23 protein-coding genes and 2 pseudogenes are annotated in these 24,363 nt (G+C 70.5%); 15 read left to right on the top strand and 10 right to left on the bottom strand.

What is annotated here, in order from left to right:
- Positions 1-171 precede the first annotated feature (171 nt).
- Positions 172-390 (top strand): DUF397 domain-containing protein, encoded by a 219-nt coding sequence (locus DIZ27_RS06185; RefSeq protein ID WP_109377352.1) that lies wholly within the window; start codon positions 172-174, stop codon positions 388-390.
- A 99-nt stretch (positions 391-489) separates the two neighbouring features.
- Here DIZ27_RS06185 and DIZ27_RS06190 read toward each other — a convergent pair whose 3' ends face one another.
- Together DIZ27_RS06190 and DIZ27_RS45610 are read right to left on the bottom strand one after the other, a co-directional pair.
- Positions 490-978 carry an ATP-binding protein gene (locus DIZ27_RS06190; protein ID WP_109377254.1) on the bottom strand — a complete coding sequence of 163 codons (489 nt, stop codon included), beginning with the start codon at positions 976-978 and terminating at the stop codon, positions 490-492.
- A gap of 53 nt (positions 979-1,031) precedes the next feature.
- A complete protein-coding gene (locus DIZ27_RS45610; RefSeq protein ID WP_181383405.1) occupies positions 1,032-1,175 on the bottom strand; it encodes a hypothetical protein in 144 nt (47 codons plus the stop codon).
- A gap of 178 nt (positions 1,176-1,353) precedes the next feature.
- Here DIZ27_RS45610 and DIZ27_RS06195 point away from each other — a divergent pair, with 178 nt between their 5' ends.
- The 6 genes and pseudogenes from DIZ27_RS06195 to DIZ27_RS06220 all read left to right on the top strand — a co-directional run bounded on the left by DIZ27_RS06195 (position 1,354) and on the right by DIZ27_RS06220 (position 7,005).
- Complete coding sequence (locus DIZ27_RS06195) at positions 1,354-2,178, top strand: helix-turn-helix transcriptional regulator (RefSeq protein ID WP_109377353.1); 825 nt, start codon at positions 1,354-1,356, stop codon at positions 2,176-2,178.
- A 91-nt stretch (positions 2,179-2,269) separates the two neighbouring features.
- On the top strand, positions 2,270-3,730 hold the full coding sequence (locus DIZ27_RS06200) for an aldehyde dehydrogenase family protein (protein ID WP_109377255.1): 1,461 nt from the start codon (positions 2,270-2,272) through the stop codon (positions 3,728-3,730).
- Positions 3,731-3,856: 126 nt separating this feature from the next.
- Positions 3,857-4,405: a DinB family protein gene (locus DIZ27_RS06205; RefSeq protein WP_109377256.1), complete on the top strand. Its 549-nt coding sequence runs from the start codon at positions 3,857-3,859 to the stop codon at positions 4,403-4,405.
- 25 nt (positions 4,406-4,430) lie between these two features.
- Positions 4,431-5,072: a PadR family transcriptional regulator gene (locus tag DIZ27_RS06210; protein WP_109377257.1), complete on the top strand. Its 642-nt coding sequence runs from the start codon at positions 4,431-4,433 to the stop codon at positions 5,070-5,072.
- Positions 5,073-5,180: 108 nt separating this feature from the next.
- Positions 5,181-6,225 (top strand): annotated as a pseudogene (locus DIZ27_RS06215) (ATP-binding cassette domain-containing protein).
- 35 nt (positions 6,226-6,260) lie between these two features.
- Positions 6,261-7,005 (top strand): annotated as a pseudogene (locus DIZ27_RS06220) (ABC transporter permease).
- On the opposite strand, the gene DIZ27_RS06225 reads toward DIZ27_RS06220, so the two are convergent.
- Positions 7,002-8,411: a glutamate decarboxylase gene (locus DIZ27_RS06225; protein WP_109377258.1), complete on the bottom strand. Its 1,410-nt coding sequence runs from the start codon at positions 8,409-8,411 to the stop codon at positions 7,002-7,004. The pseudogene DIZ27_RS06220 and the gene DIZ27_RS06225 overlap by 4 nt on opposite strands.
- Before the next feature lie 99 nt (positions 8,412-8,510).
- Complete coding sequence (locus DIZ27_RS06230) at positions 8,511-9,797, bottom strand: ion channel protein (RefSeq protein ID WP_109377259.1); 1,287 nt, start codon at positions 9,795-9,797, stop codon at positions 8,511-8,513.
- A 140-nt stretch (positions 9,798-9,937) separates the two neighbouring features.
- Here DIZ27_RS06230 and DIZ27_RS06235 point away from each other — a divergent pair, with 140 nt between their 5' ends.
- Positions 9,938-10,708, top strand: a complete 771-nt coding sequence (locus DIZ27_RS06235; RefSeq protein WP_109377260.1) for a MerR family transcriptional regulator — start codon at positions 9,938-9,940, stop codon at positions 10,706-10,708.
- 60 nt (positions 10,709-10,768) lie between these two features.
- Here DIZ27_RS06235 and DIZ27_RS06240 read toward each other — a convergent pair whose 3' ends face one another.
- Positions 10,769-11,134 carry a YbjQ family protein gene (locus DIZ27_RS06240; RefSeq protein WP_109377261.1) on the bottom strand — a complete coding sequence of 122 codons (366 nt, stop codon included), beginning with the start codon at positions 11,132-11,134 and terminating at the stop codon, positions 10,769-10,771.
- Between the two features lie 137 nt (positions 11,135-11,271).
- Between DIZ27_RS06240 and DIZ27_RS06245 the strand changes: the two genes are divergently transcribed.
- Positions 11,272-12,243: a DedA family protein gene (locus tag DIZ27_RS06245; RefSeq protein ID WP_109377262.1), complete on the top strand. Its 972-nt coding sequence runs from the start codon at positions 11,272-11,274 to the stop codon at positions 12,241-12,243.
- A gap of 59 nt (positions 12,244-12,302) precedes the next feature.
- Here the strand turns inward: DIZ27_RS06245 and DIZ27_RS06250 are convergent, their stop codons facing one another.
- Together DIZ27_RS06250 and DIZ27_RS06255 are read right to left on the bottom strand one after the other, a co-directional pair.
- A complete protein-coding gene (locus tag DIZ27_RS06250; protein ID WP_109377263.1) occupies positions 12,303-13,997 on the bottom strand; it encodes a threonine/serine exporter ThrE family protein in 1,695 nt (564 codons plus the stop codon).
- 160 nt (positions 13,998-14,157) lie between these two features.
- Positions 14,158-14,649 carry an inorganic diphosphatase gene (locus DIZ27_RS06255; RefSeq protein WP_064731883.1) on the bottom strand — a complete coding sequence of 164 codons (492 nt, stop codon included), beginning with the start codon at positions 14,647-14,649 and terminating at the stop codon, positions 14,158-14,160.
- A gap of 127 nt (positions 14,650-14,776) precedes the next feature.
- On the opposite strand from DIZ27_RS06255, the gene dacB reads away from it, so the two are divergent.
- The 6 genes from dacB (at position 14,777) to folE (ending at position 22,460) form a co-directional block, all read left to right on the top strand.
- Positions 14,777-16,339, top strand: coding sequence for a D-alanyl-D-alanine carboxypeptidase/D-alanyl-D-alanine-endopeptidase (dacB, locus tag DIZ27_RS06260; RefSeq protein WP_109377264.1), 1,563 nt, complete (start codon positions 14,777-14,779; stop codon positions 16,337-16,339).
- A 70-nt stretch (positions 16,340-16,409) separates the two neighbouring features.
- Positions 16,410-17,567 carry a zinc-dependent metalloprotease gene (locus DIZ27_RS06265; RefSeq protein ID WP_109377265.1) on the top strand — a complete coding sequence of 386 codons (1,158 nt, stop codon included), beginning with the start codon at positions 16,410-16,412 and terminating at the stop codon, positions 17,565-17,567.
- A 242-nt stretch (positions 17,568-17,809) separates the two neighbouring features.
- Positions 17,810-18,868, top strand: coding sequence for a tRNA lysidine(34) synthetase TilS (gene tilS, locus DIZ27_RS06270; RefSeq protein WP_109377266.1), 1,059 nt, complete (start codon positions 17,810-17,812; stop codon positions 18,866-18,868).
- A 61-nt stretch (positions 18,869-18,929) separates the two neighbouring features.
- A complete protein-coding gene (hpt, locus tag DIZ27_RS06275) occupies positions 18,930-19,490 on the top strand; it encodes a hypoxanthine phosphoribosyltransferase (RefSeq protein WP_109377267.1) in 561 nt (186 codons plus the stop codon).
- 187 nt (positions 19,491-19,677) lie between these two features.
- Positions 19,678-21,717: an ATP-dependent zinc metalloprotease FtsH gene (gene ftsH, locus DIZ27_RS06280; protein ID WP_109377268.1), complete on the top strand. Its 2,040-nt coding sequence runs from the start codon at positions 19,678-19,680 to the stop codon at positions 21,715-21,717.
- Between the two features lie 137 nt (positions 21,718-21,854).
- On the top strand, positions 21,855-22,460 hold the full coding sequence (folE, locus tag DIZ27_RS06285) for a GTP cyclohydrolase I FolE (RefSeq protein ID WP_109377269.1): 606 nt from the start codon (positions 21,855-21,857) through the stop codon (positions 22,458-22,460).
- A gap of 75 nt (positions 22,461-22,535) precedes the next feature.
- Here folE and DIZ27_RS06290 read toward each other — a convergent pair whose 3' ends face one another.
- From DIZ27_RS06290 to folB, 3 genes are read right to left on the bottom strand one after another with little or no spacing between them, the layout of a single operon-like run.
- Positions 22,536-23,030: a DUF3180 domain-containing protein gene (locus DIZ27_RS06290; RefSeq protein ID WP_109377270.1), complete on the bottom strand. Its 495-nt coding sequence runs from the start codon at positions 23,028-23,030 to the stop codon at positions 22,536-22,538.
- A gap of 55 nt (positions 23,031-23,085) precedes the next feature.
- On the bottom strand, positions 23,086-23,697 hold the full coding sequence (gene folK / locus DIZ27_RS06295; RefSeq protein ID WP_109377271.1) for a 2-amino-4-hydroxy-6-hydroxymethyldihydropteridine diphosphokinase: 612 nt from the start codon (positions 23,695-23,697) through the stop codon (positions 23,086-23,088).
- Positions 23,694-24,053 carry a dihydroneopterin aldolase gene (gene folB / locus DIZ27_RS06300; RefSeq protein WP_109377272.1) on the bottom strand — a complete coding sequence of 120 codons (360 nt, stop codon included), beginning with the start codon at positions 24,051-24,053 and terminating at the stop codon, positions 23,694-23,696. Before folB ends, folK begins: the two co-directional genes overlap by 4 nt.
- Positions 24,054-24,363: the final 310 nt, after the last annotated feature.

Below are 24,363 nucleotides of genomic sequence, written 5' to 3' on the forward strand. Positions count from 1 at the left end.
AACAAAGCTATGATCCGGATCAGTTGACCACTGCATCAATGGCCACACCAGCCAGTGCACACCGGGGAGCGACCTGTGGACCACGACGTGTACGACGGCGACGTGTACGAGGGGGACGTGTACGAGGGGGACGTGTACGACGGCGCCGGCGCGTCCCGCGTGTACAACGGCATGGCGGCCACCGGGCTGGACGGCGTGGCCTGGCAGAAGAGCCGGCACAGCAACTCGCAGGGATCCTGCGTGGAGTTCGCCCGGCTGCCCGGGGGTGAGGTGGCGGTGCGCAACTCCCGCTTTCCCGAGGGGCCCGCGCTCGTCTACACCCGCGCGGAGATCGAGGCGATGCTGCTCGGCGTCAAGGACGGCGAGTTCGACCACCTCGTCGCCGGCTGACCCGGCGGTCTCCCGCCCCCGGGCCCCGGGGTGGTGACGCGCGTAGAGGGGACACGGTGCCCGCGGGCGGCGCCGTGCCGCGTCACGTCATGCGTCATGTCACGTCATGTCATACGACGGACCGCGGAGCCGGAACAAGGCCCAGACCACCTTGCCGCCGAGTGCCCCCCTCATCGGCTGCCAGCCCCAGCTGTCGCTGAACGATTCGACCAGCAGCAGTCCGCGGCCCGACTCGGCGGAGAAGTCGCCCGCCTCACCGGTCACGGGACTGTCGTGGCTGGGGTCGCGCACCGCGCACACCAGCCGCCCGGTCCACCGCATCAGATGCAGCCGCACCGGCGGTTCCTGTCCCGTCAGCCGGGGCGCTTCGGCCGGCAGGCCGTGCCGCAGGGCGTTGGTCACCAGCTCGGAGACGACCAGGCACACATCGTCGAAACGGTTGCCCACGTCCCACTGGTCACAGGTCTTCCGGGTGAACCGGCGGGCCTCGCGCACCGCTTCGTGGCGGGCCGGGAGAGAGCAGGAAGCGGCGTCGGACACGGCCGCGGGGTCCAGCGGCGGAAGGCCCTGCCGTAACGGCTCGAGCATGGTCGATCCATTCGTCCCCATGCGAGGCACTCCCGGAATTCGCGGTCGTAGCGCTACGGCGGTGGTGCGAAGGCCATGGTTTCCGATGCGCAGAGCAGATGCAAGGGCAGATGCACGTGCAGCTGACCGAAATCGTCCTGCCCGTACCGCTTGTTGGTCAATTTTTCCGTCACCTTTTCCTTGTCTTTCCGCCCCATCAGCCTCTCCTGTTGTCTGAACCGTGCTCCTTCCCGAGCGAAACCCCTGGCTCGATCCCGTTTCCGTAACCGGTCGAGTACTGCTCGGAGTGTTTTAGTGGCAGACTTCGGGCCCTGGCAGACGTTGGGGAGGCTGGCGAACGTGAGCGCGGGAGAGCCGGGATCGGTGGTGCGGCGCATGCTGCTCGGATCACAACTCAGGCGACTGCGTGAGGCTCGGGGGATCACGCGAGAGGCAGCGGGTTATTCGATCCGCGCCTCCGAATCGAAGATCAGCCGGATGGAGCTGGGCCGGGTGAGCTTCAAGACCAGGGACGTGGAGGACCTGCTGACGCTGTACGGCATCGCGGACGAGCAGGAGCGCGCCTCGCTCCTCTCCCTGGCCCGGGAGGCCAATGTCGCGGGCTGGTGGCACAGTTACTCGGACGTGCTGCCCAGCTGGTTCCCCACCTACGTGGGCCTCGAGGGCGCCGCCGCGCTGATCAGGGCGTACGAAGTGCAGTTCGTGCACGGCCTGTTGCAGACCGAGGAATACGCACGCGCGGTGGTCCGGCGCGGCATGCAGGGCGCGAGCGAGGCCGACGTCGAACGGCGGGTGGCGCTGCGCCTGGAGCGGCAGAAGTACCTGGTCTCCGAGAACGCCCCCGAGTTCCACGTCATCCTCGACGAGGCCGCGCTGCGCCGCCCGTACGGTGACCGCGGGGTGATGCGGGGTCAACTCCAGCATCTGATCGAGGTGTCCGAACGGCCCAATGTCCGGCTGCAGGTCGTGCCGTTCGGCCTCGGCGGCCACTCCGGCGAGTCCGGCGCGTTCACCATCCTCAGCTTTCCCGAGTCCGATCTGTCGGACGTCGTCTACCTGGAGCAGCTGACGAGCGCGCTGTACCTCGACAAGGCCGAGGACGTCGCCCAGTACGAGAAGGCGCTCAAGGAGCTCCAGCAGGACAGTCCGGGGCCGTCGGAGAGCCGGGACCTTCTCCGAGGTCTCCTTCAACTCTCTTGAAACACAAGTACGATGACGCTCGATCAGGACCGTGGGGCCGGTCGGGGCGGGCCCGATCCGGCAGCGAGGGATCGAGGGGTTGAGGGATCACATGTCGTCGTACTTCACCGACCTGGCCCAGCAGTACATCGACGGTGAGTGGCGCCCGGGAACCGGTTCCTGGGACATCATCGACTTCAATCCGTACGACGACGAGAAGCTGGCGTCGATCACGATAGCCACCGTCGACGAGGTCGACGAGGCGTACCGCGCGGCGGCCCGCGCGCAGAAGCAGTGGGCGGCGACCAACCCCTACGCCCGCCGTGCGGTGTTCGAGAAGGCGCTCAGACTGGTCGAGGAGCGCGAGGAGGAGATCTCCGACGCGATCGTCGCCGAACTCGGCGGTACGCGCCTGAAGGCCGCCTTCGAGCTGCACCTCGCCAAGGAGTTCCTGCGCGAGGCGGTGCACCTGGCGCTGCGCCCGGAGGGCCGGATCATCCCCTCGCCGGTGGACGGCAAGGAGAACCGTGTCTATCGCGTGCCCGTCGGCGTCGTGGGCGTGATCAGCCCCTTCAACTTCCCGTTCCTGCTGTCGCTTAAGTCGGTCGCCCCGGCACTGGCGCTCGGCAACGGCGTGGTGCTCAAGCCGCACCAGAACACCCCGATCGTCGGCGGCTCGCTGATCGCCAAGATCTTCGAGGACGCCGGCCTGCCGGGCGGCCTGCTGAACGTGGTGATCACGGACATCGCGGAGATCGGCGACGCCTTCCTGGAGCACCCGGTCCCGAAGGTCATCTCCTTCACCGGCTCCGACAAGGTCGGCCGTCACGTCGCCACTGTCTGCGCCTCCCTGTTCAAGCGCTCGGTCCTCGAACTCGGCGGCAACAGCGCGCTCGTGGTCCTCGACGACGCGGACGTCGACTACGCCGTCGACGCGGCTGTCTTCAGCCGGTACGTCCACCAGGGACAGGTCTGCATGGCCGCCAACCGGGTGCTGGTGGACCGTTCGGTGGCCGACGAGTTCACCGAGAAGTTCGTCGCCAAGGTCAAGTCCCTCAAGGTCGGCGACCCGCGCGACCCCGAGACCGTCATCGGCCCGGTGATCAACTCGCAGCAGGCGGACGCCCTGGCCGGTGCCGTCGAGCAGGCGCTCGCCGAGGGCGCGACCGCGCTGGCGCACGGCACGCGGACCGACAACCTGCTCGAGCCGTCCGTGCTCACCGGTGTCCCCGCCGACTCGGCCCTGCTCCAGCAGGAGGTGTTCGGCCCGGTCGTCTTCCTGGTCCCCTTCGACGGGGAGGAGGAGGCCGTCCGCCTCGTCAACGACACCCCGTACGGCCTGAGCGGGGCCGTGCACACCGGTGACATCGAGCGCGGGGTGAACTTCGCCAAGCAGATCGACACCGGCATGTTCCACGTGAACGACGGCACCGTGCACGACGAGCCGATCGTCCCCTTCGGGGGCGAGAAGCACTCGGGCATCGGCCGGCTGAACGGCGACACGATGCTGGACGCGTTCACCACGACGAAGTGGATCTCGGTGCAGCACGGCCGCAGCGGGTTCCCGTTCTGACTCCCTTTCCTCTCCCGCCCGGGCCAACGAGGACAGTTTCTGCCCTCGTTGGCCCGTAGCGTCGTCGGTGTCAGCCGGCAGGGGCCACCTGCGGCGGAACGACGGAACGACGAAAGGCAGACGGTCGTGGTCACTCACGTGGGTCCCGAGGAGCGGGGCGACGAGCGCGGAGCGCTCCTGGCCTTCATCGCCGAGCAGCGCGGTGGCATCCGGCGGGCGCTGCTCGGCCTCACGGAGGAGCAGGCGTCCTCCCGCCCCAGTGCCAGCGAGCTGTCCCTGGCCGGACTGCTCAAGCACGTCGCCGAGGTCGAGCAGGGCTGGATCGCCCGGGCCAAGGGTGAGCCGCCGGCCGTTCACCGGGACGAGTCGAACTGGCACGAGTGCTTCGTGCTGGTCGGCGACGAGACCGTGGAGTCCGTTCTCGCGTCCTACGAGGAGGTGGCCGCCGAGACGGAGTCGTTCATCCGCTCGGTGCCCAGCCTCGACGACACCTTCCTGCTGGCGAAGACGTCCTGGAACCCGAAGGACGAGTGGCTCTCTATGCGCTGGCTGTGCCTGCACCTGATCCGCGAGACCGCCCGGCACGCCGGCCACGCCGACATCATCCGCGAATCCCTGGACGGGGCCACGGCCTTCGAACTGGTCGCCAAGGAGCAGGGCAGCTCCTGGGAGTGAGCCGCGGCGTCCTACGCTGGACCGCATGTCAGCGATCCGTCTCCTCGTGCTCGGCGCGGTGCGCCAGCACGGGCGGGCCCACGGCTACCAGGTGCGCAACGACCTGGAGTACTGGGGCGCGCACGAGTGGTCCAACGCCAAGCCCGGCTCGATCTACCACGCCCTGAAGCAGATGGCGAAGCAAGGACTGCTGCACGCGCACGAGATCGCGCCCTCGACGGCCGGCGGCCCCCCGCGCACCGAGTACGAGATCACCCCGGCGGGTGACGAGGAGTACTTCACGCTGCTGCGGGAGGCCCTCGTCGCCTACGACCAGAAGATGGACGTGAAGTCGGCGGCCATCGGCTTCGTCGTCGACCTGCCGAGGCAGGAGGCGACGGCGCTGCTCGAGGAGCGGACCCGGCGCATCGAGGAGTGGCGGGCCGCCGTCCTCGAGCACTACGTGCCCGAGGACGGCCCCGAGCAGCTGGGGCACATCGGCGAGATCATGAACCTGTGGGTGCACACGGCCGACGCCGAGGCCGAGTGGACCAGGGGGCTGATCGGGCGGATCGAGGCCGGGGCCTACACCTTCGCCGGGGAGGGCGAGCCGTTCGTCGGCGTCCTGGCCGAGGACCAGGAGAACCCGTACGCGACGGGGGAGCGGCACCCGGGGGACGAGCGCTGAGGCGTCCGCCCGTGCGGTGATCCGCGCAGTAATCAAGTTTGACTAGCGGGCTTGACGGCGCCTACCTTCGAAAGTGTGTAGTCAAGTTTGACTAGCAAGGGAGTCCCAGTGGCCGACGCGGCGATCACCGTCGAGGAAGCACGCAAGACGTACGGCGGGAAGAGCGCGAGGAACCCGAAGAACGGCGGAACGAGCACGACGAACGGCAGGCCCGCGCTGGACGGGCTCGACCTCACGGTCGCGCGCGGCACGGTGCACGGAGTGCTCGGCCCGAACGGCGCGGGCAAGACCACCCTGGTCCGGATCCTGGCCACCCTGCTGCGGCCCGACGCGGGCCGGATCGAGGTGGCGGGCCACGACGTGGTGCGCGAGGCGTACGCGGTACGCCTGCGCATCGGCCTGCTCGGCCAGCACGCGGCACTCGACGAGGAACTCGGCGGCCGGCAGAACCTCGAACTGTTCGGCCGCCTGCACCACCTGGGCGCGCGACGCGCACGCGCGCGTGCCGACGAACTCCTGGCGCGCTTCGACCTCGCCGACACCGGCCGCAAGGCGGTACGGCAGTACAGCGGAGGCATGCGGCGCCGCCTGGACCTCGCCGCCTCCCTGATCACCGAACCGGAGGTGCTCTTCCTGGACGAACCGACCACGGGCCTGGATCCTCCCCCAAGCTCTCGGCTTCGCTCGAGCAGGGGGTACCCCCATGGCCGAGCGGAGGTGTGGGACTCCGTCCGCTCCCTGGTCGACGGCGGCACGACAGTCCTGCTCACCACTCCAGTACCTGGAGGAGGCCGACCAACTCGCCGACCGCGTCTCCCTGGTGGACGCCGGCCGGGTCGTCGCCGACGGCACACCGGACGAGCTCAAGGCCGCCCTCGGCGGCGACCGCGTCGACGTCGTCCTGCGCGACGCCGGGCAGCTGGGCGCGGCCGTCGCCCTGCTGCCGGTACCGAAGGGCGCGGTCACCGTGGACACCGACCGGCGGCTGCTGAGCGCACCGGTCACCGACCGCGTGGCGGCTTTGGCCGGAGTGGTCCGCGCACTGGAGGAGGCAGGCGTCGAGGCCGAGGACATCGCCCTGCGCAGGCCCACGCTCGACGAGGTGTTCCTGCGCCTGACCGGGTGCGACGACCGGGTGAAGGAGGCCGCGTGACCACCACGACGTACGCCCTGACCGACTCCTGGACCATGACCCGCCGTGAACTCGCCCGCTGGGGGCGCCAGCCGGTGGCGGTGGTGGTGAACCTGGTCTTCCCCGTGATGCTGCTGCTGATGTTCGGCTACCTGATCGGCGGCGGTCGGGGCGTGAGTGGCGACTACCTCGACTACCTGCTCCCCGGCATGCTCGCGCTCACCATGGCCTTCGGCCTGGAGGGCACGATGGTCGCCGTCACCCAGGACCTCAACAAGGGCGTCGTCGACCGCTTCCGCTCGATGCCCATGGCCAACGGCGCGGTCCTGGTGGGCCGGTCCGCCGCCGACATGCTGCAGTCGGCGATCGGCCTGGCGGTGCTCCTCGCCGTCGCCGCCGGGCTCGGCTGGCGCGCCCACGGCGGCGCAGCCGGTTTCCTGGGCGCCGTGGGACTGCTCCTGCTGTTCCGGTTCGCGATGCTGTGGATCGGCATCCACCTGGCACTGGTGGCGGGGAAGCCCGAACTGGTGCTGGCGGTGCAGATCCTGGTCTGGCCGGTCGGTTTCCTGTCCAACGCCATCGCCATGCCCGAGTCCATGCCTGCCTGCCTGCCTGCCTGCCTGGCTCGGCACGGTCGTCCAGCGGAACCCGATGTCCCACACCGCCACGGCCGTACGCGACCTGCTCGGCAACCCCGACGGCGAGCCGGGGCACGTGTGGGCGGCCGTCGCCTGGCCCCTGGCCCTGCTCGCCGTGTTCTTCCCGCTGGCGGTACGCAGGTTCGCACGGCTCAGCCGCTAGTGGTGGAAGCCGGTGGCCGCGTTCCTGTCGTGGGTGAGGGGGTGCGGCTGCCGGCGCAGGTCCGGGAGGAGCCGGGACAGGTCCTCGGAGAACACGTCGGCGAGGTCCTCGGAGAAGCCGTTGCGGCACACCACCCGCAGCACCGAAAGGTCCTGACGGTTCGCCGGGAAGGTGTACGCGGGCACCAGCCAGCCGTTCTCCCGCATCCGCCGGGACACGTCGAAGACGTCGAACGCCGTCACCTCCGGCGCGGTCGTGAACGCGAACACCGGCAGCTCGTCGCCCCGGGTCAGCAGCCGGAAGTCGCCGAGTGCCCCGACCCGCTCGGCGAGGGAGCGGGCCACGTCCCGCGCGGCCTGCTGCACGGCCCGGTAGCCGTCGCGGCCCAGCCGCAGGAAGGTGTAGTACTGCGCGACGACCTGGGCGCCCGGCCGGGAGAAGTTCAGCGCGAACGTCGGCATGTCGCCGCCCAGGTAGTTCACCCGGAAGACCAGTTCCTCGGGCAGTGCGTCCGCGTCCCGCCAGAGCGCCCAGCCGACACCCGGGTAGACCAGCCCGTACTTGTGCCCCGAGGTGTTGATCGACGTCACGCGCGGGAGGCGGAAGTCCCACACCAGGTCCTCGTCGAGGAAGGGCGCGACCATCGCGCCGGACGCCCCGTCGACGTGCACCGGGACGTCGAGGCCGGTGCGCTCCTGGAGTTCGTCCAGCGCCGCGCACAGGTCCGCGATCGGCTCGTAGGAGCCGTCGAAGGTGGAGCCCAGGACGCCGACGACGCCGATGGTGTTCTCGTCGCACAGTTCGGCGGCGGCCCGCGGGTCGAGGTGGAACCGGTCGCCCTCCATGGGCACCTGACGGGCCTCCACCTCCCAGAAGGCGCAGAACTTCTCCCAGCAGACCTGGACGTTGACGCCCATGACGAGGTTCGGCCGGGCGTCCTTCGACGGGTACCGGTCGGCGTTGTTCCGCGCCCAGCGGCGCTTGAGCGCCATCCCGGCGAGCATGCACGCCTCGCTCGAACCGGTCGTCGAACAACCCACGGCGGCCGCCGGGTCGGGCGCGTGCCACAGGTCCGCGAGCATCGACACACAGCGCCGCTCCAGTTCGGCGGTGCGCGGGTACTCGTCCTTGTCGATCATGTTCTTGTCCCGGCACTCCGCCATCAGGGCGCCGGCCTCCGGCTCCATCCAGGTGGTGACGAAGGTGGCCAGGTTCAGCCGTGCGTTGCCGTCCAGCATCAGCTCGTCGTGCACCAGCTGGTACGCCGTCGAGGGCGCCATCGGCGCGTCGGGCATCCGGTGCTTGGGCGGCGCCTCGGTCATGTCCCCGACGGGGTTCGCCTCCCCCAGGAAGGGGTTGACGGACAAGGGGCGCTCGTCGCGCCGGGGTGCGGTGTGCAGCGGCATGGATGCCTCCGGGGGTTCGTGCGGTGGGGGATGCGGGAAACACTGGGAACACTGGGAATGCAGAAAATGCAAAAAATGCGGGAAATGCGGTGAGCGGGGTCATCGGACCGAGGTCCCGTCCGTCCGCAGCTGCATCAGGGGGCGTCCCGTCACCAGCAGCCAGGCCGGGAGCGACGCGATGCACAGGAGGGCGAGGATGCCCGGCGAGGCGACCAGGAGGGCGGCGACGAACAGGCTCACCCAGCCCTGACGGGTGACGGCCAGCAGAACCCCCAGCACCCCCGCCGACACGCCGACCGCCGGATGCACACCGGGCACCAGGGCGTGTGCGCACAGCCCGAGCGCGGTGCCGACGAACACGGACGGGAAGACCCGCCCGCCCCGGAACCCGCAGGACGTGGCGACGAGCAGGGCGGCCAGCTTCACCACCGTCATGGTGGCGAACTGGCCCGCCGACCAGCCCCCGGGGTCGGCCGCCAGCTCGGCGAGCTCGTCGAGCCCCTTGAACAGCGTCAGATGCCCGCCCAGGGCCGCCAGCGCGCCCAGCACCACCCCACCGGCCGGAAGCATCAGCAGGGGATGCCGCAGCCGCCGGAACGCCCCGTGGACGTACGGGAGGGCGTGGACGGCGCACATGCCGAGCAGCGCGCCCACCGAGGCGACGACGAGCGACGACAACAGGTCCGCCCAGCCGGGTCGGCCGAGCGGCGGCAGGTGCAGGTCGAAGCTCGGCCGCGACACCAGGGTGACGGTGAGCGCACCGGCCCCCGCGGCGACCAGCGGCGCGAAGAGACTGTCCCAGAGCCGTCCCTTGATCCGCTGACCCGCCAGCGCCTCGGAGACGACGAGCGCCGCGGCCACCGGCGTACCGAACAGCGCGCCGATCGTCGCCGCCTCCGCCAACCCCACCCAGCCGCGCTCCGGGGTCCGGGGGAACGCCCTGGTGCCCAGCAGGACCGCCAGGGAGACGTTCACGGCGATGATCGGGTTCTCGGGCCCGAGGCTCGGCCCGCCGGCCAGCATCAGGGCGGTGGCCAGCAGCAGCCCCGGCAGCACCACGGGCGGCAGCACGGGGGCGTCGAGGCCGGTGGTCGCCGGATCGGGGCCGGCGTGGCCCGGCACCTTCCACACCACCAAACCGACCGCGATCCCGGTGGCGACGAGCACGGTGAACATCCACAGCACGGAGTACCTGCCGACTCCGAGCGCGTCCGGCAGGTCCTGCCACAGCACGTCCTGGAGCTGCCCGGCCGCCGAGCTCACGCCCACCAGCAGCAGGCTCGCCACCACCCCCACGATCAGCGCGGGCACGACGGACAGCAGCAGGGTGCGTGCCCGGGTCGCCGGGGCGGCGGAGGGTTCCTGCTGCGCGCTGTCCTGGGCCACGCGCACACGATAGTCGGATAAAGCAGACCAATGTAGACCAATATGGACAAAGCGGTTGTGACGCCGGAAGTGGGAAACCGGCTTGCACCTCACGTGGCGTGAGGTCCCAGGGTGGAGTGCGTACCGAGAAGGGAGCGGAAGTGAGCTACTCCGTGGGACAGGTCGCCGGTTTCGCCGGGGTCACGGTGCGTGCCCTGCACCACTACGACGGCATCGGCCTGCTCACCCCGAGCGAGCGCAACCGCGCGGGGCACCGGCGCTACAGCGACGCCGACCTCGACCGGCTGCAGCAGATCCTGTTCTACCGGGAGCTCGGCTTCCCGCTCGACGAGGTCGCCGCCCTGCTCGACGATCAGGCCACCGGAAAAGCAGACCCGCGCGCACACCTGCGCCGGCAGCACGACCTGCTGACCGCCCGGATCGAGAGGCTGCGGAAGATGGCGGCGGCCGTGGAGCACGCCATGGAGGCACGCGACATGGGCATCGATCTCACGCCCGAGGAGAAGTTCGAGGTGTTCGGGGACTTCGACCCGGACCAGTACGAGGACGAGGTGCGGGAGCGCTGGGGCGACACCGACGCCTACCGGCAGTCCCGGCAGCGGACCGCGTCCTACACCAAGGACGACTGGAAACGCGTCACCGAGGAGTTGAACGCCATCCATCTGCGCATGGCCGACCTGATGTCGGCCGGGGTGCCGGCCGACGCCGAGGAGGCGATGGGCACGGCGGAGGAGCACCGGCGGTTCATCACGCGCGCGTACTACGACTGCGGGCACGAGATGCACACCTGTCTGGGCGAGATGTACGTCGCCGACCCGCGCTTCACCCGGACGTACGAGGACATCCGGCCCGGTCTGGCGGTCTACCTGCGCGACGCGATCGTCGCGAACGCGGCCCGGCACGGCGGCTGAGCCCGTACGAATGCGGAGCACCGTCCGCCCCTGCCGGGGTGCGGGCGGTGCACCGCGCGGTCACTCGCGGACGAGCACCACCGCGGTGCCGTACGCGCACACCTCGGTGCCCACGTCCGCCGCGTCCGTGACGTCGAAACGGAACGCCAGCACACCGTTGGCGCCCCGCGCGCGGGCCTGCTCGATCAGGCGCTCCATGGCCTGGTTGCGGGTCTGCACGAGCGTCTTGGTCAGCCCCTTGAGCTCGCCGCCGATCATCGACTTCAGGCCGGCGCCGATCTGGCTGCCGATGTGCCGGGACCTGACGGTCAGGCCGAAGACCTCACCGATGACCTCCTGCACCCGGTGCCCCGGCACGTCGTTCGTCGTGACCACCAGGACGTCGGGCCCGGGGCCCTGCCCACCGCCGTACTCTTCGATGCCCATGGCCCCCAGCTTCGCCGGGGAGGAGGCACGGTGCAATCCTGGATACGCCCCGTGGAACCTGGGCCGGGACGACTGCGTTGATAAGTTTTGGCAGCCAGCCTCGCCCGTCCCCCTCAAGCAGCAGGAGCCACAATCCCGTGACCACCCTTGCGCTCGGCCCCGAGTGGCTGAGCCCGGACTATCTGATCGAGACCTTCAGCCTTCCCGGCATCCTGCTGATCGTCTTCGCCGAGTCCGGATTCTTCGCGTTCCTGCCCGGTGACTCCCTGCTGTTCACGGCGGGCCTCTTCGTGGCCGAGGGCAGCTACATCAGCCAGCCGCTGTGGCTGGTGTGCACGCTGATCGTGCTCGCCGCCGTCCTGGGCGACCAGGTCGGCTACATGATCGGCAAGTTCTTCGGGCCGAAGCTCTTCAGCCGTCCCAACTCCAAGCTCTTCAAACAGGAGAACCTGGAGAAGGCCCACGAGTTCATGGAGAAGTACGGCCCCAAGGCGATCGTCCTGGCCCGCTTCGTGCCGATCGTGCGCACCTTCGCTCCCATCACGGCCGGCGCCGGCCGCATGAAGTACCGCACGTTCCTCACGTACAACGTCATCGGCGGCGTCGCCTGGGGCGTGGGCATCACGGTCGCCGGCTACTGGCTGGGCCAGATCTCCTTCATCAAGAACAACGTCGAGTCGATCCTCATCCTGATCGTCTTCCTCTCGGTGGTCCCGATCATCGTCGAGTACCTGCGGGAACGCGGCAAGAAGAAGCGCGCCGCCGCGGAGGACCCGGCCGCCCCGCAGCACGACCAGTACGACCGGCAGACCCCGTACGCCCAGCCGCCGGTCATGGACGACGCCACGGCCCAGCTGCGTCGCATCACCCCGACCGGTCAGCCGCCGCAGCGACCCCAGCAGCCCCAGCAGCCCTACGGCAACCAGGGCTACCCGCAGCAGCAGAACCCGCAGCCCCAGCGCCCCCAGCCGCCGTACGGCAACGGCCAGGGCGGCTACGACCCGTACTTCGACCAGCAGTACCCCCAGAGTCAGGGCCAGGGTCAGGGGCACCCCCAGGGCCACGGTCCGGACCACAACCAGCAGCAGCCCTACAACCGGGGCTACTGAGCCGCCCCGCCGAGCAGTACCGCCGGATGCCCGGGTCCCGAGGACCCGGGCATCCGGCGTCAGAAGCCGCGGGTCCGCTTCGCCGCCCTGCGCTTCTCGGCGGAGCCGATCCGCAGGAACAGCCGGGAGATCTCCGAACCGAGGTTCACCCCGATCGCGATGGCCAGCGCGAGCGCCACCGCTTTCGAGAGGGACACCAGCCCCGCGTCCACCTTGTTCTGAGCGATCGCCAGCAGACCGAAGTACGTGGCGGAACCGGGCAGCAGGGGCCCGATGGCCGCCGTGGTGTAGGGCAGCGCCGAAGCGAACTGGTACCGGGCCATCAACTGCCCGAACAGCCCCACGAGCCCCGCCGCCACGGCCGTGGAGGCCACCGGTGAGATGTCGCCCACGTAGTACATCGCGCCGTACACCACCCAGGCGACCCCGCCGTTGAGGGTGACCATCAGCACCGTGGACCGCTCCTGCTGGAGCAGCACCGCGAAGGCCAGCGACAGCCCGAGCGACGCGGCGATCTGCCACAGCGGCCGCTCGGTGAGGACGAGTGCCGCGTCGGGGCTCAGCTGGGCGCCCAGCTGAACCCCGAAGTAGAGCACCACCAGCACGCCGGTCACGATGCCCACGAAGAAGTACAGGACCTCCAGGAGCCGCGCGGAGGCGGTGATGTAGAAGCCGGTCAGACCGTCCTGCACACCCGCCACGAGGGCCCGTCCGGGCAGCAGGGCGAACAGCCCACCCGTGATCACCGCCGAGGCCCTCACGTCCGCGTGGGCCAGGGTCAGCGCGACACCCATCGCGGCCGGCGGCATCGCGGCCGCCGTGAACTGGTAGAACTCCGGCAGCCCGCGCTCGGCGAACAGCCAGGCCAGCCGGTCGCCGAGCATCGCGCCGACCGCGGCGGCGACGAACACCAGGAACCCACCGCCCACCAGCATCGAGGCCGAGCCCGCCAGCAGCCCGCTCGCCGCGTTCAGCACCCAGACGGGGTAGGGGTGCCGGTTGCGGCGTATCTCCGCGAGGCGCCGGTAGGCCTCCTCCAGGGAGATGTGCGTCTCGTCGTCACTGAGGTCGTCCACCAGCTGGTACACGGCCGCGAGGCGGGTGTAGTCGGTGCCGCGACGGCGCACCGTGCGCGACGCGGTCACCGGGTCCTCCACCAGGGACGGCTGATGGGAGATCGACAGCAGGGTGAAGGTGACGGTCGGTTCGCAGCGGTCCAGGCCGTAGGAGCGGCAGACGGCGAACATCGCCGCCTCCACGTCCTCCGCGCCCTCGCCGCCCGCCAGCAGCAACTCCCCGATACGCAGCGTCAGGTCGAGTACGCGCGGCACGGCCGGCCCCGTGTCGTCGTGCCGCTGCACCTGCTCCGGTGCCGGCCGCTCGGTCACCGGCATGCGCAGCATCGTGCGCATCCGGTCCTGCCAGGGCACGTCCCGGTGCAGGGCGAAGGGCGGCATCCCGCTGGGCGGGGTGAACGCCGCCCGCCCCTGCTGGGCGCTGTACGTGCTCGGCGGGTTGAACGCCGACCCCTCCACCTCGGTCGGCTGCGGGGCGGTTTCCAGCCCTTCCGGGAGGGCGAACTCGGAGGTCGTCTCGGCCTCCGTGCCGACCGGGGAGAACTCCAGTCCCTCCGGAACGGCGAACTCCGACGTCGCCGCCGACTCCGTGTCGGCCGGAGCCGCCAGCCCGGCGGGAGCGCTGAAGGCACTCCTCGCCTCGTCCGACTGCGGCTTGCGCTCCTCCGTGTCCCTCACCTGCGCTGTGCTCCCTGTACGACGCCGTCCGTGGGCCTTGCCTCCCCGTCGGGGCCCGGTGCACATACCCACATACCCCAAAGGCCAGTATGCGCACGGAGACGCGCGACGGGGCGCACGCGTCCGCGTGCGCCCCGTCGCGCGTCTCGTGGGAACGGGCTCAGTGGCCGCCCTGCTCCTTGAAGCGCTTGTAGGACCGCTCGATCTCGATCTCGGCGTCGGTCCGGCCGACCCAGTTGGCGCCCTCCACCGACTTGCCCGGCTCCAGGTCCTTGTAGACCTCGAAGAAGTGCTGGATCTCCAGACGGTCGAACTCCGACACGTGGTGGATGTCGCGCAGGTGCTCCACGCGCGGGTCCGTCGACGGGACGCACAGCAGCTTGTCGTCGCCGCCGGCCTCGTCGGTCATCCGGAACATACCGATCGCGCGGCAGCGGATCAGGCAGCCGGGGAACGTCGGTTCGTCGAGAATGACCAGCGCGTCCAGCGGGTCGCCGTCCTCGCCGAGGGTGTTCTCGACGAAGCCGTAGTCGGTCGGGTAGGCGGTCGAGGTGAAGAGGCGACGGTCCAGGCGGATCCGACCCGTCTCGTGGTCCACCTCGTACTTGTTCCGCGAACCCTTCGGGATCTCGATCGTGACGTCGAACTCCACCGGTGGCTCCTCCATGATCAGCACATAGTTCTGGTGGTTAAGTGTCCCTCACGCAGGTGTGTGATCGCGAAAGGGGCTGGTGGTCGTGCCAGAGCTGAGGCCTTGGCGGGCCGCGAGACCGCATGTCGTGCGGGTCGCGGACGCCGTACGACCGCGTCTCGCACGGGCCGCGGCGACCGTACGGCCGCGCCTGGCGCGTGTCGCCGCGGCCGCCGGACCACGGATCGCGCGGCCGGTGGCCCGGCCGGGCACCTGGTCGAAGACCTGGCGGTTCACCGTGGTCGCGGCCGCCACCGGGATGGCACTGGCCGCCGGTGCGGTGACCGCCGCGGGTCCCTGGGACCCCACAGGTCAGCGTACGGCCGAGCGGGACCGGGCCGTGGCCATGGAGACCGCGCGTGGCACAGATCACGGCGGCACCCGCGGCAACGCCGGCACGCCGCCCCGTGGCCCCCGGGCGGCTCCCAGCGCCCCCTCCGTGCTCACCGGTCTCGGCGACGGCGCCACCACCGTGCGGTCGGCGCCCGGCGGCAAGGCCCTCGCCGGCACCCTCACCCCGCTGCTGAAGGCCCCGGAGCTCGGCCGCCACTCCGCCGCCGTGGTCGACGTGTCCACCGGCAGAAAGCTGTACGCCCACGGCTCCGGCGACGCGCTCACCCCCGCCTCCACCACGAAGATCGTCACCGCCGCGGCTGTACTCACCACCCTGGGCCCCGACCACCGCCTGACCACCCGCACCACCTTCGAACCCGACACGAAAGAGGTCATCCTCGTCGGCGGCGGCGACCCCACCCTCACCGCCCGGAAGAAGAACGACACGGGCTCGGCGAGCCTGCGCGACCTCGCCGAGCGGACCGCCGCCGCCCTGGCCGAACGCGGCGTACGCGAGGTGACCCTGTCCTACGACACCACCCTCTACGCGGGCGGCGACAGGCACCCGATCGGGGTCAACCCCAACCTCGCCGCCGTCGTCCCCCTGATGGCCGACGAGGCCCGTGCCGACGACTCCGACAGCGGCCCCGCGGACCGCGTCGCCGACCCCGCGGCCGACGCCGCGCGGAAGTTCGGCGAGTTCCTGAAGGAACGCGGCATCAAGGCCACGCCGCCCGGCCCGTCGAAGTCCACGACCCGCGCCGGCACCCTCGCCACGGTGTCCTCGCCCCCGCTCGCCGCCCTGGTCGAACGGATGCTCACCAACAGCGACAACGACCTCGCCGAGGCCCTCGCCCGCCAGACCGCGATCGCGACCGGCGAACGCGCCGACTTCGCGGGCGCCGCCGCCGCCCTCCGCACCCAGCTCGAGAAGCTCCGGGTCCCCCTGGAAGGGGCCGTGCTCAAGGACGGCAGCGGACTCAGCCGCGACAACCGGCTCACCGTCGACCTCCTCACCGCGCTGCTGGTGAAGTCCGGCGACCCCGCCCATCCCGAGCTGCGGTCCGTCCTCACCGGCCTGCCCGTCGCGGGCTTCACCGGCACCCTCACCGGCCGCTACGCCGACGGCGCGGCCGGCCTCGTCCGCGCCAAGACGGGCACCCTCACCGGCGTCAACGCCCTGGCGGGCACCGTCGTCGACAAAGAGGACCGACTGCTCGCCTTCGCCTTCCTGGCGACCGGCACCAGCAGCCCCACGGCGGCCCAGACGGCCCTGGACAAGGCGGCCACGGCCCTGGCGGCGTGCGGCTGCCGGTGACCCGCGGGGCGGCCGGAACGGCCGCCCCGTCGCCCTGCCCCGCACCGCCGTACTCACGTACCGTTGCAACATGACGAGTTTCGGTGGTGCTGCCTCTTCCGGGATGGTCGACTGGGATCTCGCGGTCGCGACCGCGACCCGGCTCATGCGGCCGGGCCCCGATGTGAGCCGGGACGACGCCAGGGCCGTCGTCTCGGAACTGCGCCGGCACGCGAAGACGTCCGAGGAACACGTCCGGGGCTTCACCCGGCTGGGCACCGAGGAGATCCACGACACCCCGGTCCTCGTCGTCGACCGCCCGGGCTGGGTGCGGGCCAACGTCGCCGGTTTCCGCGAACTCCTCAAACCGCTGCTCGACAAGATGCAGGAGCGGCGTGGCAGTTCCCCCGGAGGGGCGCTCCTGGGCACCGTCGGCGGCAAGGTCACCGGCGTCGAACTGGGCATGCTGCTGTCCTTCCTGGCCTCACGCGTCCTCGGCCAGTACGAGACCTTCGCCCCCGCCACCCGCGACCTGCCGGCCGGTGGCCCCGCCGACGCCCCGAACGGCGGCGGCCGGCTGCTGCTCGTAGCCCCCAACATCGTCCACGTCGAACGCGAGCTCGACGTGCACCCGCACGACTTCCGGCTGTGGGTGTGCCTGCACGAGGAGACGCACCGCACCCAGTTCTCCGCCGTGCCCTGGCTGCGCGACCATCTCGAGGGCGAGATCCAGTCGTTCCTGGCGGAGACCGACGTCGACCCGATGACCGTTCTGGAGCGCGTCCGCCAGGCCGTCCAGTCCTTCGCCGGCGGCCGGCCCGAGGGCGAGGAGGGCGAGGCGGCCGACGAGGGACGCTCCCTGGTCGAACTCGTGCAGACCCCCGCCCAGCGGGAGATCCTCGGCCGCCTCACGGCGGTGATGTCCCTGCTGGAGGGGCACGCCGACTTCGTGATGGACGGCGTCGGCCCCGAGGTCGTGCCGAGCGTCGCCGAGATCCGCGAGAAGTTCCAGCAGCGCCGCGCGAAGGGCGCCTCCCGCCTGGACCTGGCGCTGCGCAAACTGCTCGGCCTGGACGCCAAACTCCGCCAGTACCGCGACGGCGAACGTTTCGTCCGCGCGGTCGTCGACGAGGTCGGCATGGACGGCTTCAACCGGGTGTGGACCTCGCCCAACACCCTCCCCACCAAGGCGGAGATCGCCAAACCAGCGGAATGGATCACGCGTGTGCACCGCAAGCCCGAGTCCTGAACCCGGCGCGCGCCCAGCGTGAACCCGGCGCGCGTCCGGCACCGTGAAGTCGGTGCGCGTCCATCATGAAGCCGATCCGGCCGACGGCAGGCGGATGACCCTGTAATCACCCGTCCGAGGGACCGTGAGCGAAGAGTAGGCGTGCAATGCTCGGGTAATGGCCCGGCTCTGTCACCATTTACACACTCTGAGTGACCGACTCGAGCCCACGCCCCCTGACAACTTCATGAAGGGAACCGGACATGGGTCCCCATCCTGCGGTCGCGGCGATACGCCTGGCAGTCCGCCGCGTACTCCACGACATCCTCGACGAACACAGCCGAATCCCCGACGAAGCCGGCCGCACCCCCGGCCGGTCCCCGCACGACCCCCCGCACGACCGAGAGGCGTCCCCCCTCGTGCTCGTGGCCTGCTCCGGCGGCGCCGACTCCATGGCCCTCGCCTCCGCCCTCGCCTTCGAGGCCCCACGGCTGGGCCTGCGGGCCGGCGGCGTCACCGTCGACCACGGCCTCCAGGCCGACTCCGATCTGCGCGCCGCCGAAGTGGTCCTGCGCCTGCGCGAACTGGGCCTCGCACCCGTGGAGTCCGTCGCCGTCAGCGTCGGCCGCGAGGGCGGCCCCGAGGCCGCCGCCCGCGACGCCCGCTACGCCGCCCTCGACGCCGCGGCCGAACGACACGGGGCCGCCGCCGTCCTGCTCGGACACACCCGCGACGACCAGGCGGAAACCGTCCTGCTGGGCCTCGCCCGCGGCTCCGGCATCCGCTCCCTGTCCGGAATGGCCGCGGTCTCGGGGGCCGCGGGCCGTTACCGCAGGCCGTTCCTCCGGCTCGACCGGCAGACGGCCCGCAAGGCCTGCCTGGTCCAGTCCCTCCCCGTCTGGGACGACCCGCACAACACCGACCCCACCTACACCCGTTCCCGGCTGCGCCACGAGGGCCTGCCCGCCCTGGAGAAGGCGCTCGGCAAGGGCGTCGTCGAGGCGCTCGCCCGGACGGCCCAGCTCTCCCGCGACGACGCCGACGCCCTCGACGCCTGGGCCGGCCGGGCCGAGGCCGGCGTCCGCGACGCGGACGGCCGCCTGGAGTGCGCCGGGCTCCACGCCCTTCCGCCCGCCGTGCGCCGCCGTGTGCTGCGCCGCGCCGCCATCGACGCGGGAGCCCCGGCCGGTTCGCTGTTCGCCCGGCACATCGAGGAGGTCGACCGGCTGATCACCGGCTGGCGCGGCCAGGGGGCCATCAATCTGCCCGGTCGGGTCGTCGCCCGTCGCCAGGGTGGCAGACTGGTGATTCGGCAAGGCTGAAAAGCGTGCCCTCGGCAGCGCCGCGGAGGGTACGGGACAGCCGCTGGGACGACCGAAAGTGATGCGGGTGGACGCGAAAGACATGGGTGCCGACCTCGAGAAGGTGCTCATCAACAAGGAAGAGATCGACGCCAAGCTGGCTGAGCTGGCCGCGAAGATCGACGCGGAGTACGCGGGCAAGGAACTGCTGATCGTCGGAGTCCTCAAGGGCGCCGTGATGGTCATGGCCGACCTCGCCCGAGCGCTGTCCACCCCCGTCACCATGGACTGGATGGCCGTATCCTCGTACGGGGCGGGCACCCAGTCCTCCGGTGTGGTGCGGATCCTCAAGGATCTCGACACCGACATCAAGGGCAAGCACGTCCTGATCGTCGAGGACATCATCGACTCCGGTCTGACCCTGTCGTGGCTGATCTCGAACCTCGGCTCGCGCGAGCCCGCCTCCCTCAAGGTGTGCACACTGCTGCGCAAGCCCGAGGCCGCCAAGGTCAACATCGATGTGGAATGGGTCGGTTTCGACATTCCCAACGAGTTCGTCGTCGGATATGGCCTCGACTACGCCGAGAAGTACCGCAACCTCCCGTTCGTCGGTACGCTCGCGCCTCACGTCTACGGCGGCTGAGTCACCCGGCCCGGAGCGCCGTATGTGATCGGGAACCCCGGCGGGTCCCGCTCCGTTGGAGCATGCGTGGACGCGATTGCCAGCAGTCCCACGCAGCTTCGGCGGGCGATGCTGGGGTACCGTCCGAAGAACAGTCTTTATCAAACTCACTATGGCAGGAGGGACGGGGCGGCACCGCTCCGTATGGATGGACGTGAAGCGATACTTCCGTGGGCCGGTCATGTGGATCGTGCTGGCCGTCCTCGCCGTGGTCGTGTTGATGCAGGTCGTCGGCTCGTCCGGCGGCTACAAGACGGTGGACACCGGCCAGGTGGTCCAGGCGATCAACCAGAACAAAGTCGAGTCGGCCAAGCTGACCACCGGCGACGAGCAGATCATCAAGGTCGAGCTCAAGCCCGGTGAGAAGATCAAGGACAGCTCGAAGATCCAGGCGAGCTACATCGGTGACCAGGGCGTCACCATCGCCAACACGCTGCAGGACAAGTACCAGAACAAGCAGATTCCGGACGGTTACACGGTTTCGCCGTCCAAGCAGAACCCGTTCGTGAGCATTCTGCTGTCGCTGCTGCCCTTCGTCCTCATCGTCGTGGTCTTCCTGTTCCTGATGAATCAGATGCAGGGCGGCGGCTCCCGCGTCATGAACTTCGGCAAGTCCAAGGCGAAGCTCATTACCAAGGACACCCCGAAGACGACGTTCGCCGACGTCGCGGGATCGGACGAGGCGGTCGAGGAACTCCACGAGATCAAGGAGTTCCTGCAGGAGCCGGCGAAGTTCCAGGCCGTCGGGGCGAAGATCCCCAAGGGCGTGCTGCTGTACGGCCCGCCCGGAACCGGCAAGACCCTGCTCGCGCGTGCCGTCGCGGGCGAGGCCGGAGTCCCCTTCTACTCGATCTCCGGTTCCGACTTCGTCGAGATGTTCGTCGGTGTCGGTGCCTCCCGGGTCCGTGACCTGTTCGAGCAGGCCAAGGCCAACGCCCCGGCGATCGTCTTCGTCGACGAGATCGACGCGGTCGGCCGCCACCGCGGCGCCGGCCTCGGCGGTGGTCACGACGAGCGCGAGCAGACCCTGAACCAGCTCCTCGTCGAGATGGACGGCTTCGACGTCAAGGGCGGCGTGATCCTCATCGCCGCCACGAACCGCCCGGACATCCTCGACCCGGCCCTCCTGCGCCCCGGCCGCTTCGACCGCCAGATCGCGGTCGACCGCCCGGACATGCAGGGCCGGCTGGAGATCCTCAAGGTCCACCAGAAGGGCAAGCCGGTCGCCCCGGACGTCGACCTGGCGGCCGTCGCCCGCCGTACCCCCGGCATGACCGGTGCCGACCTGGCCAACGTGCTGAACGAGGCCGCGCTGCTGACCGCGCGCAGCGATCAGAAGCTGGTCGACAACCACATGCTGGACGAGGCGATCGACCGTGTGGTCGCGGGCCCGCAGAAGCGGAGCCGGATCATGTCGGACAAGGAGAAGAAGATCACCGCGTACCACGAGGGCGGACACGCCCTGGTCGCGGCGGCCTCACCGAACTCCGATCCCGTCCACAAGATCACGATCCTGTCCAGAGGCCGTGCCCTCGGCTACACGATGGTGCTGCCGGACGAGGACAAGTACTCGACCACGCGCAACGAGATGCTGGACCAGCTGGCCTACATGCTGGGTGGCCGGGCGGCCGAGGAGCTCGTCTTCCACGACCCGACCACCGGTGCGGCCAACGACATCGAGAAGGCCACCGGCCTGGCCCGCGCGATGGTCACGCAGTACGGCATGACCGAGCGTCTCGGCGCGATCAAGTTCGGCGGCGACAACTCCGAACCGTTCCTCGGACGTGAGATGGCTCACCAGCGCGACTACTCGGAGGAGATCGCCGCGCTGGTCGACGAAGAGGTCAAGAAGCTCATCGAGACCGCGCACAACGAGGCGTGGGAGATCCTGGTCGAGAACCGCGACGTGCTCGACAACCTGGTCCTCGCCCTCCTGGAGCGGGAGACGCTGGGCAAGGAGGAGATCGCCGAGATCTTCGCGCCGATCGTCAAGCGCCCGCCCAGGCCCGCCTGGACCGGTTCCTCCCGCCGTACGCCGTCCACCCGCCCGCCGGTGCTCTCCCCCAAGGAGCTGGCACTGACGAACGGGGCGAACGGCGCGACGCCGGCCATCTCCACCGTGAAGAGCACCGCCGCGGAACCCGCGCCGGCGCCCGAGCGGACCCCGGAGGACCGCCCCGAGAGCTGACCGGCTCTCCCGGCGGCCCCGCCGGGCCCGGAATGAACGCCGCGCCCCCCAGGTTCTAGCCTGGGGGGCGCGGCTTTTGTGTATCCGCAGTCGGACGCGCACCCCTGACGCGCGCAGGCACAGGAACGAGGCACCACATGACCGACCCCGTGACGCTGGACGGCGATTTCACCTTCGGCGAGTTCGACGAGAAGCGAGCCGAGAACGCCGTACGCGAGCTGCTGATCGCGGTCGGTGAGGACCCCGACCGGGAGGGGCTGCAGGAGACACCGGCCCGGGTGGCACGGGCGTACAAGGAGATATTCGCCGGCCTGTGGCAGAAGCCCGAGGACGTGTTGACGACCACGTTCGACATCGGGCACGACGAGATGGTGCTCGTGAAGGACATCGAGGTGTACTCGACGTGTGAGCACCATCTGGTGCCGTTCCGCGGCGTGGCCCACGTCGGCTACATCCCGGCCACCAGCGGCAAGATCACGGGGCTGTCGAAGCTGGCCCGGCTCGTGGACGTCTACGCCCGGCGACCGCAGGTGCAGGAACGGCTCACCACCCAGATCGCGGACTCCCTGATGGAGATATTGGAGCCGCGCGGAGTGATCGTGGTCGTGGAGTGCGAGCACATGTGCATGTCGATGCGGGGCATCCGCAAGCCCGGCGCGAAGACCCTCACGTCGGCCGTGCGCGGCCAGCTGCGGGACGCGGCGACGCGCAACGAGGCGATGAGCCTGATCATGGCGCGCTGACCGGGGACGGACCCGCGCGGGAACGGTCCCGGCTCCCGGGACCGCGGTCCCCGGAACCGGACCCTGGAATGCGTCTCAGGCCGCCGGGGCCGTGCCCCTGCCGTTGTGGTGGTCGTCGTCGTCCTCCGGGAGCTTGCAGACCCGCTCCAGGAAGAGGGCGGCCGCTATGACGGCGATCCCCGCCAGGACCGAGGCGCCGGCGTAGATGGCCTGGTCGCGGCGGGCCGGGATGTCGAGGGACTCCAGGAGGAAGACGCCGGTGCCGCCGTACATCCCGGCGACCAGGGCGGCGACCAGAGCGCTGGCCTGGCCGAAGACGACCGCGCGGGCCGCCATCATGGGGTCGACGCCCTTCGCTTCGGGACGGCGCTCGCGCTGGGCCTTGAGACGGGCGCGGAGAGAGAGCGCCGTGGCCGTGAGGACCACGGCGATCAGGGCGAGGACGATGGGCGCGGCCACCGGGACGCTCGGCAGCGTGTCGAAGGAGTTCCAGAGGCGGGCGACGGCCCAGGACAGGATCCCGGCCACGACGAAGACGCCGGCCAGCACCCTGATGCGCAGCTCTCTCACGGTGTCCCTTCGGTTCCCCCGGTGCCCCGGAATGCGGTCGTGTCGACCTTAACGGCTATTCGGGCAGCCGAAGTTCCAGGTCGGCCCGGGGCAGGACGCCTTCTCGGCCGACCGCGCCCAGCAGGGCGGCGACGGGGCCGCGTCCGGGGAGAACGGCCTCGGGGTCGACGTCGAGCCAGGGGGCCAGCACGAAGGCGCGCTCGTGGGCGCGGGGGTGCGGAAGGGTCAGCCGCGGGTCGTCGGACAGGAGGTCCGCGTAGGCGACGATGTCCACGTCCAGGGTGCGCGGACCCCAGCGCTCGTCGCGGACCCGGTGGAAGGCCTCCTCGATCGCGTGCGCCCGCTCCAGCAGGGAGGACGGGGGGAGGGTGGTCCTCAGGGCCACGACCGCGTTGAAGTACGAGGGCTGGCTGCCGGGCTCGACGCCCCACGGCTCCGTCTCGTACACGGGGGACACCGCTTTGACGCGGATGCCCGGGGTGTCCTCCAGGGCGTCGACGGCCCCCTGGAGGGTCTCCAGCCGGTTGCCGAGGTTGGCGCCGAGGGCGATCACGGCCTGCTTCGGGTTCTGCAGGGTGCTGTCGGCGGCGTCGACCCGCTCCGTCACGGAGGCGGGGACCGGCTGAACGGTCGGGTCGGTGTGGCCCTGGGCGGAAGGCCTGGTCATACGCGGCTCCGGGTGATGGTGATGGTCACGTCGTCGAAGGGCACGGTGATCGGCGCGTCCGGCTTGTGGACGCGGACCTCGACCTCCTGGACCACGTCGTGCTCGAGGCAGACCCGGGCGATGCGCTCGGCGAGCGTCTCGATGAGGTTCACCGGCTCGCCCTCGACGACCGCCACGACCTCCTCCGCCACGATCCCGTAGTGCACGGTCTTCGCCAGGTCGTCGTCGGTCGCGGCCGGTCGGGTGTCCAGGCCGAGGACGAGGTCGACGACGAAGGTCTGGCCTTCCTCGCGTTCCTTGGGGAACACACCGTGGTGCCCACGGGCCTTCAGGCCGTGCAGCGCGACACGATCCACGCGAATCCACTCCTGTAGTCGGTCAGTCGGTCAGTCGGTCAGTCGGTCAGTCGGTCAGTCGGTCAGTCGGTCAGTTCGCCGGTCCGCCGGCCGATGCCGTGCGAGCGGCACACCTGCCCCGGTCGAATCTACCCGCGGGCACCGGCAGGACCGGCCCCGAGGGGGCGCCGGTCCGGACCGGTACCAGGAGGATTCACCCTGTGTTCTCCCGGGAGGCCCGGGGCTCACGGGTCGGTGGCGGCCCCTACCCGCACGGCCGTGATTCCGACCACTTTCCGGTGGCCCCGGTCGTGAGTGGTGACCGGCTGCC

It is taken from the genome of Streptomyces sp. NWU339 (genome assembly GCF_003143855.1).
Classification (GTDB): domain Bacteria; phylum Actinomycetota; class Actinomycetes; order Streptomycetales; family Streptomycetaceae; genus Streptomyces.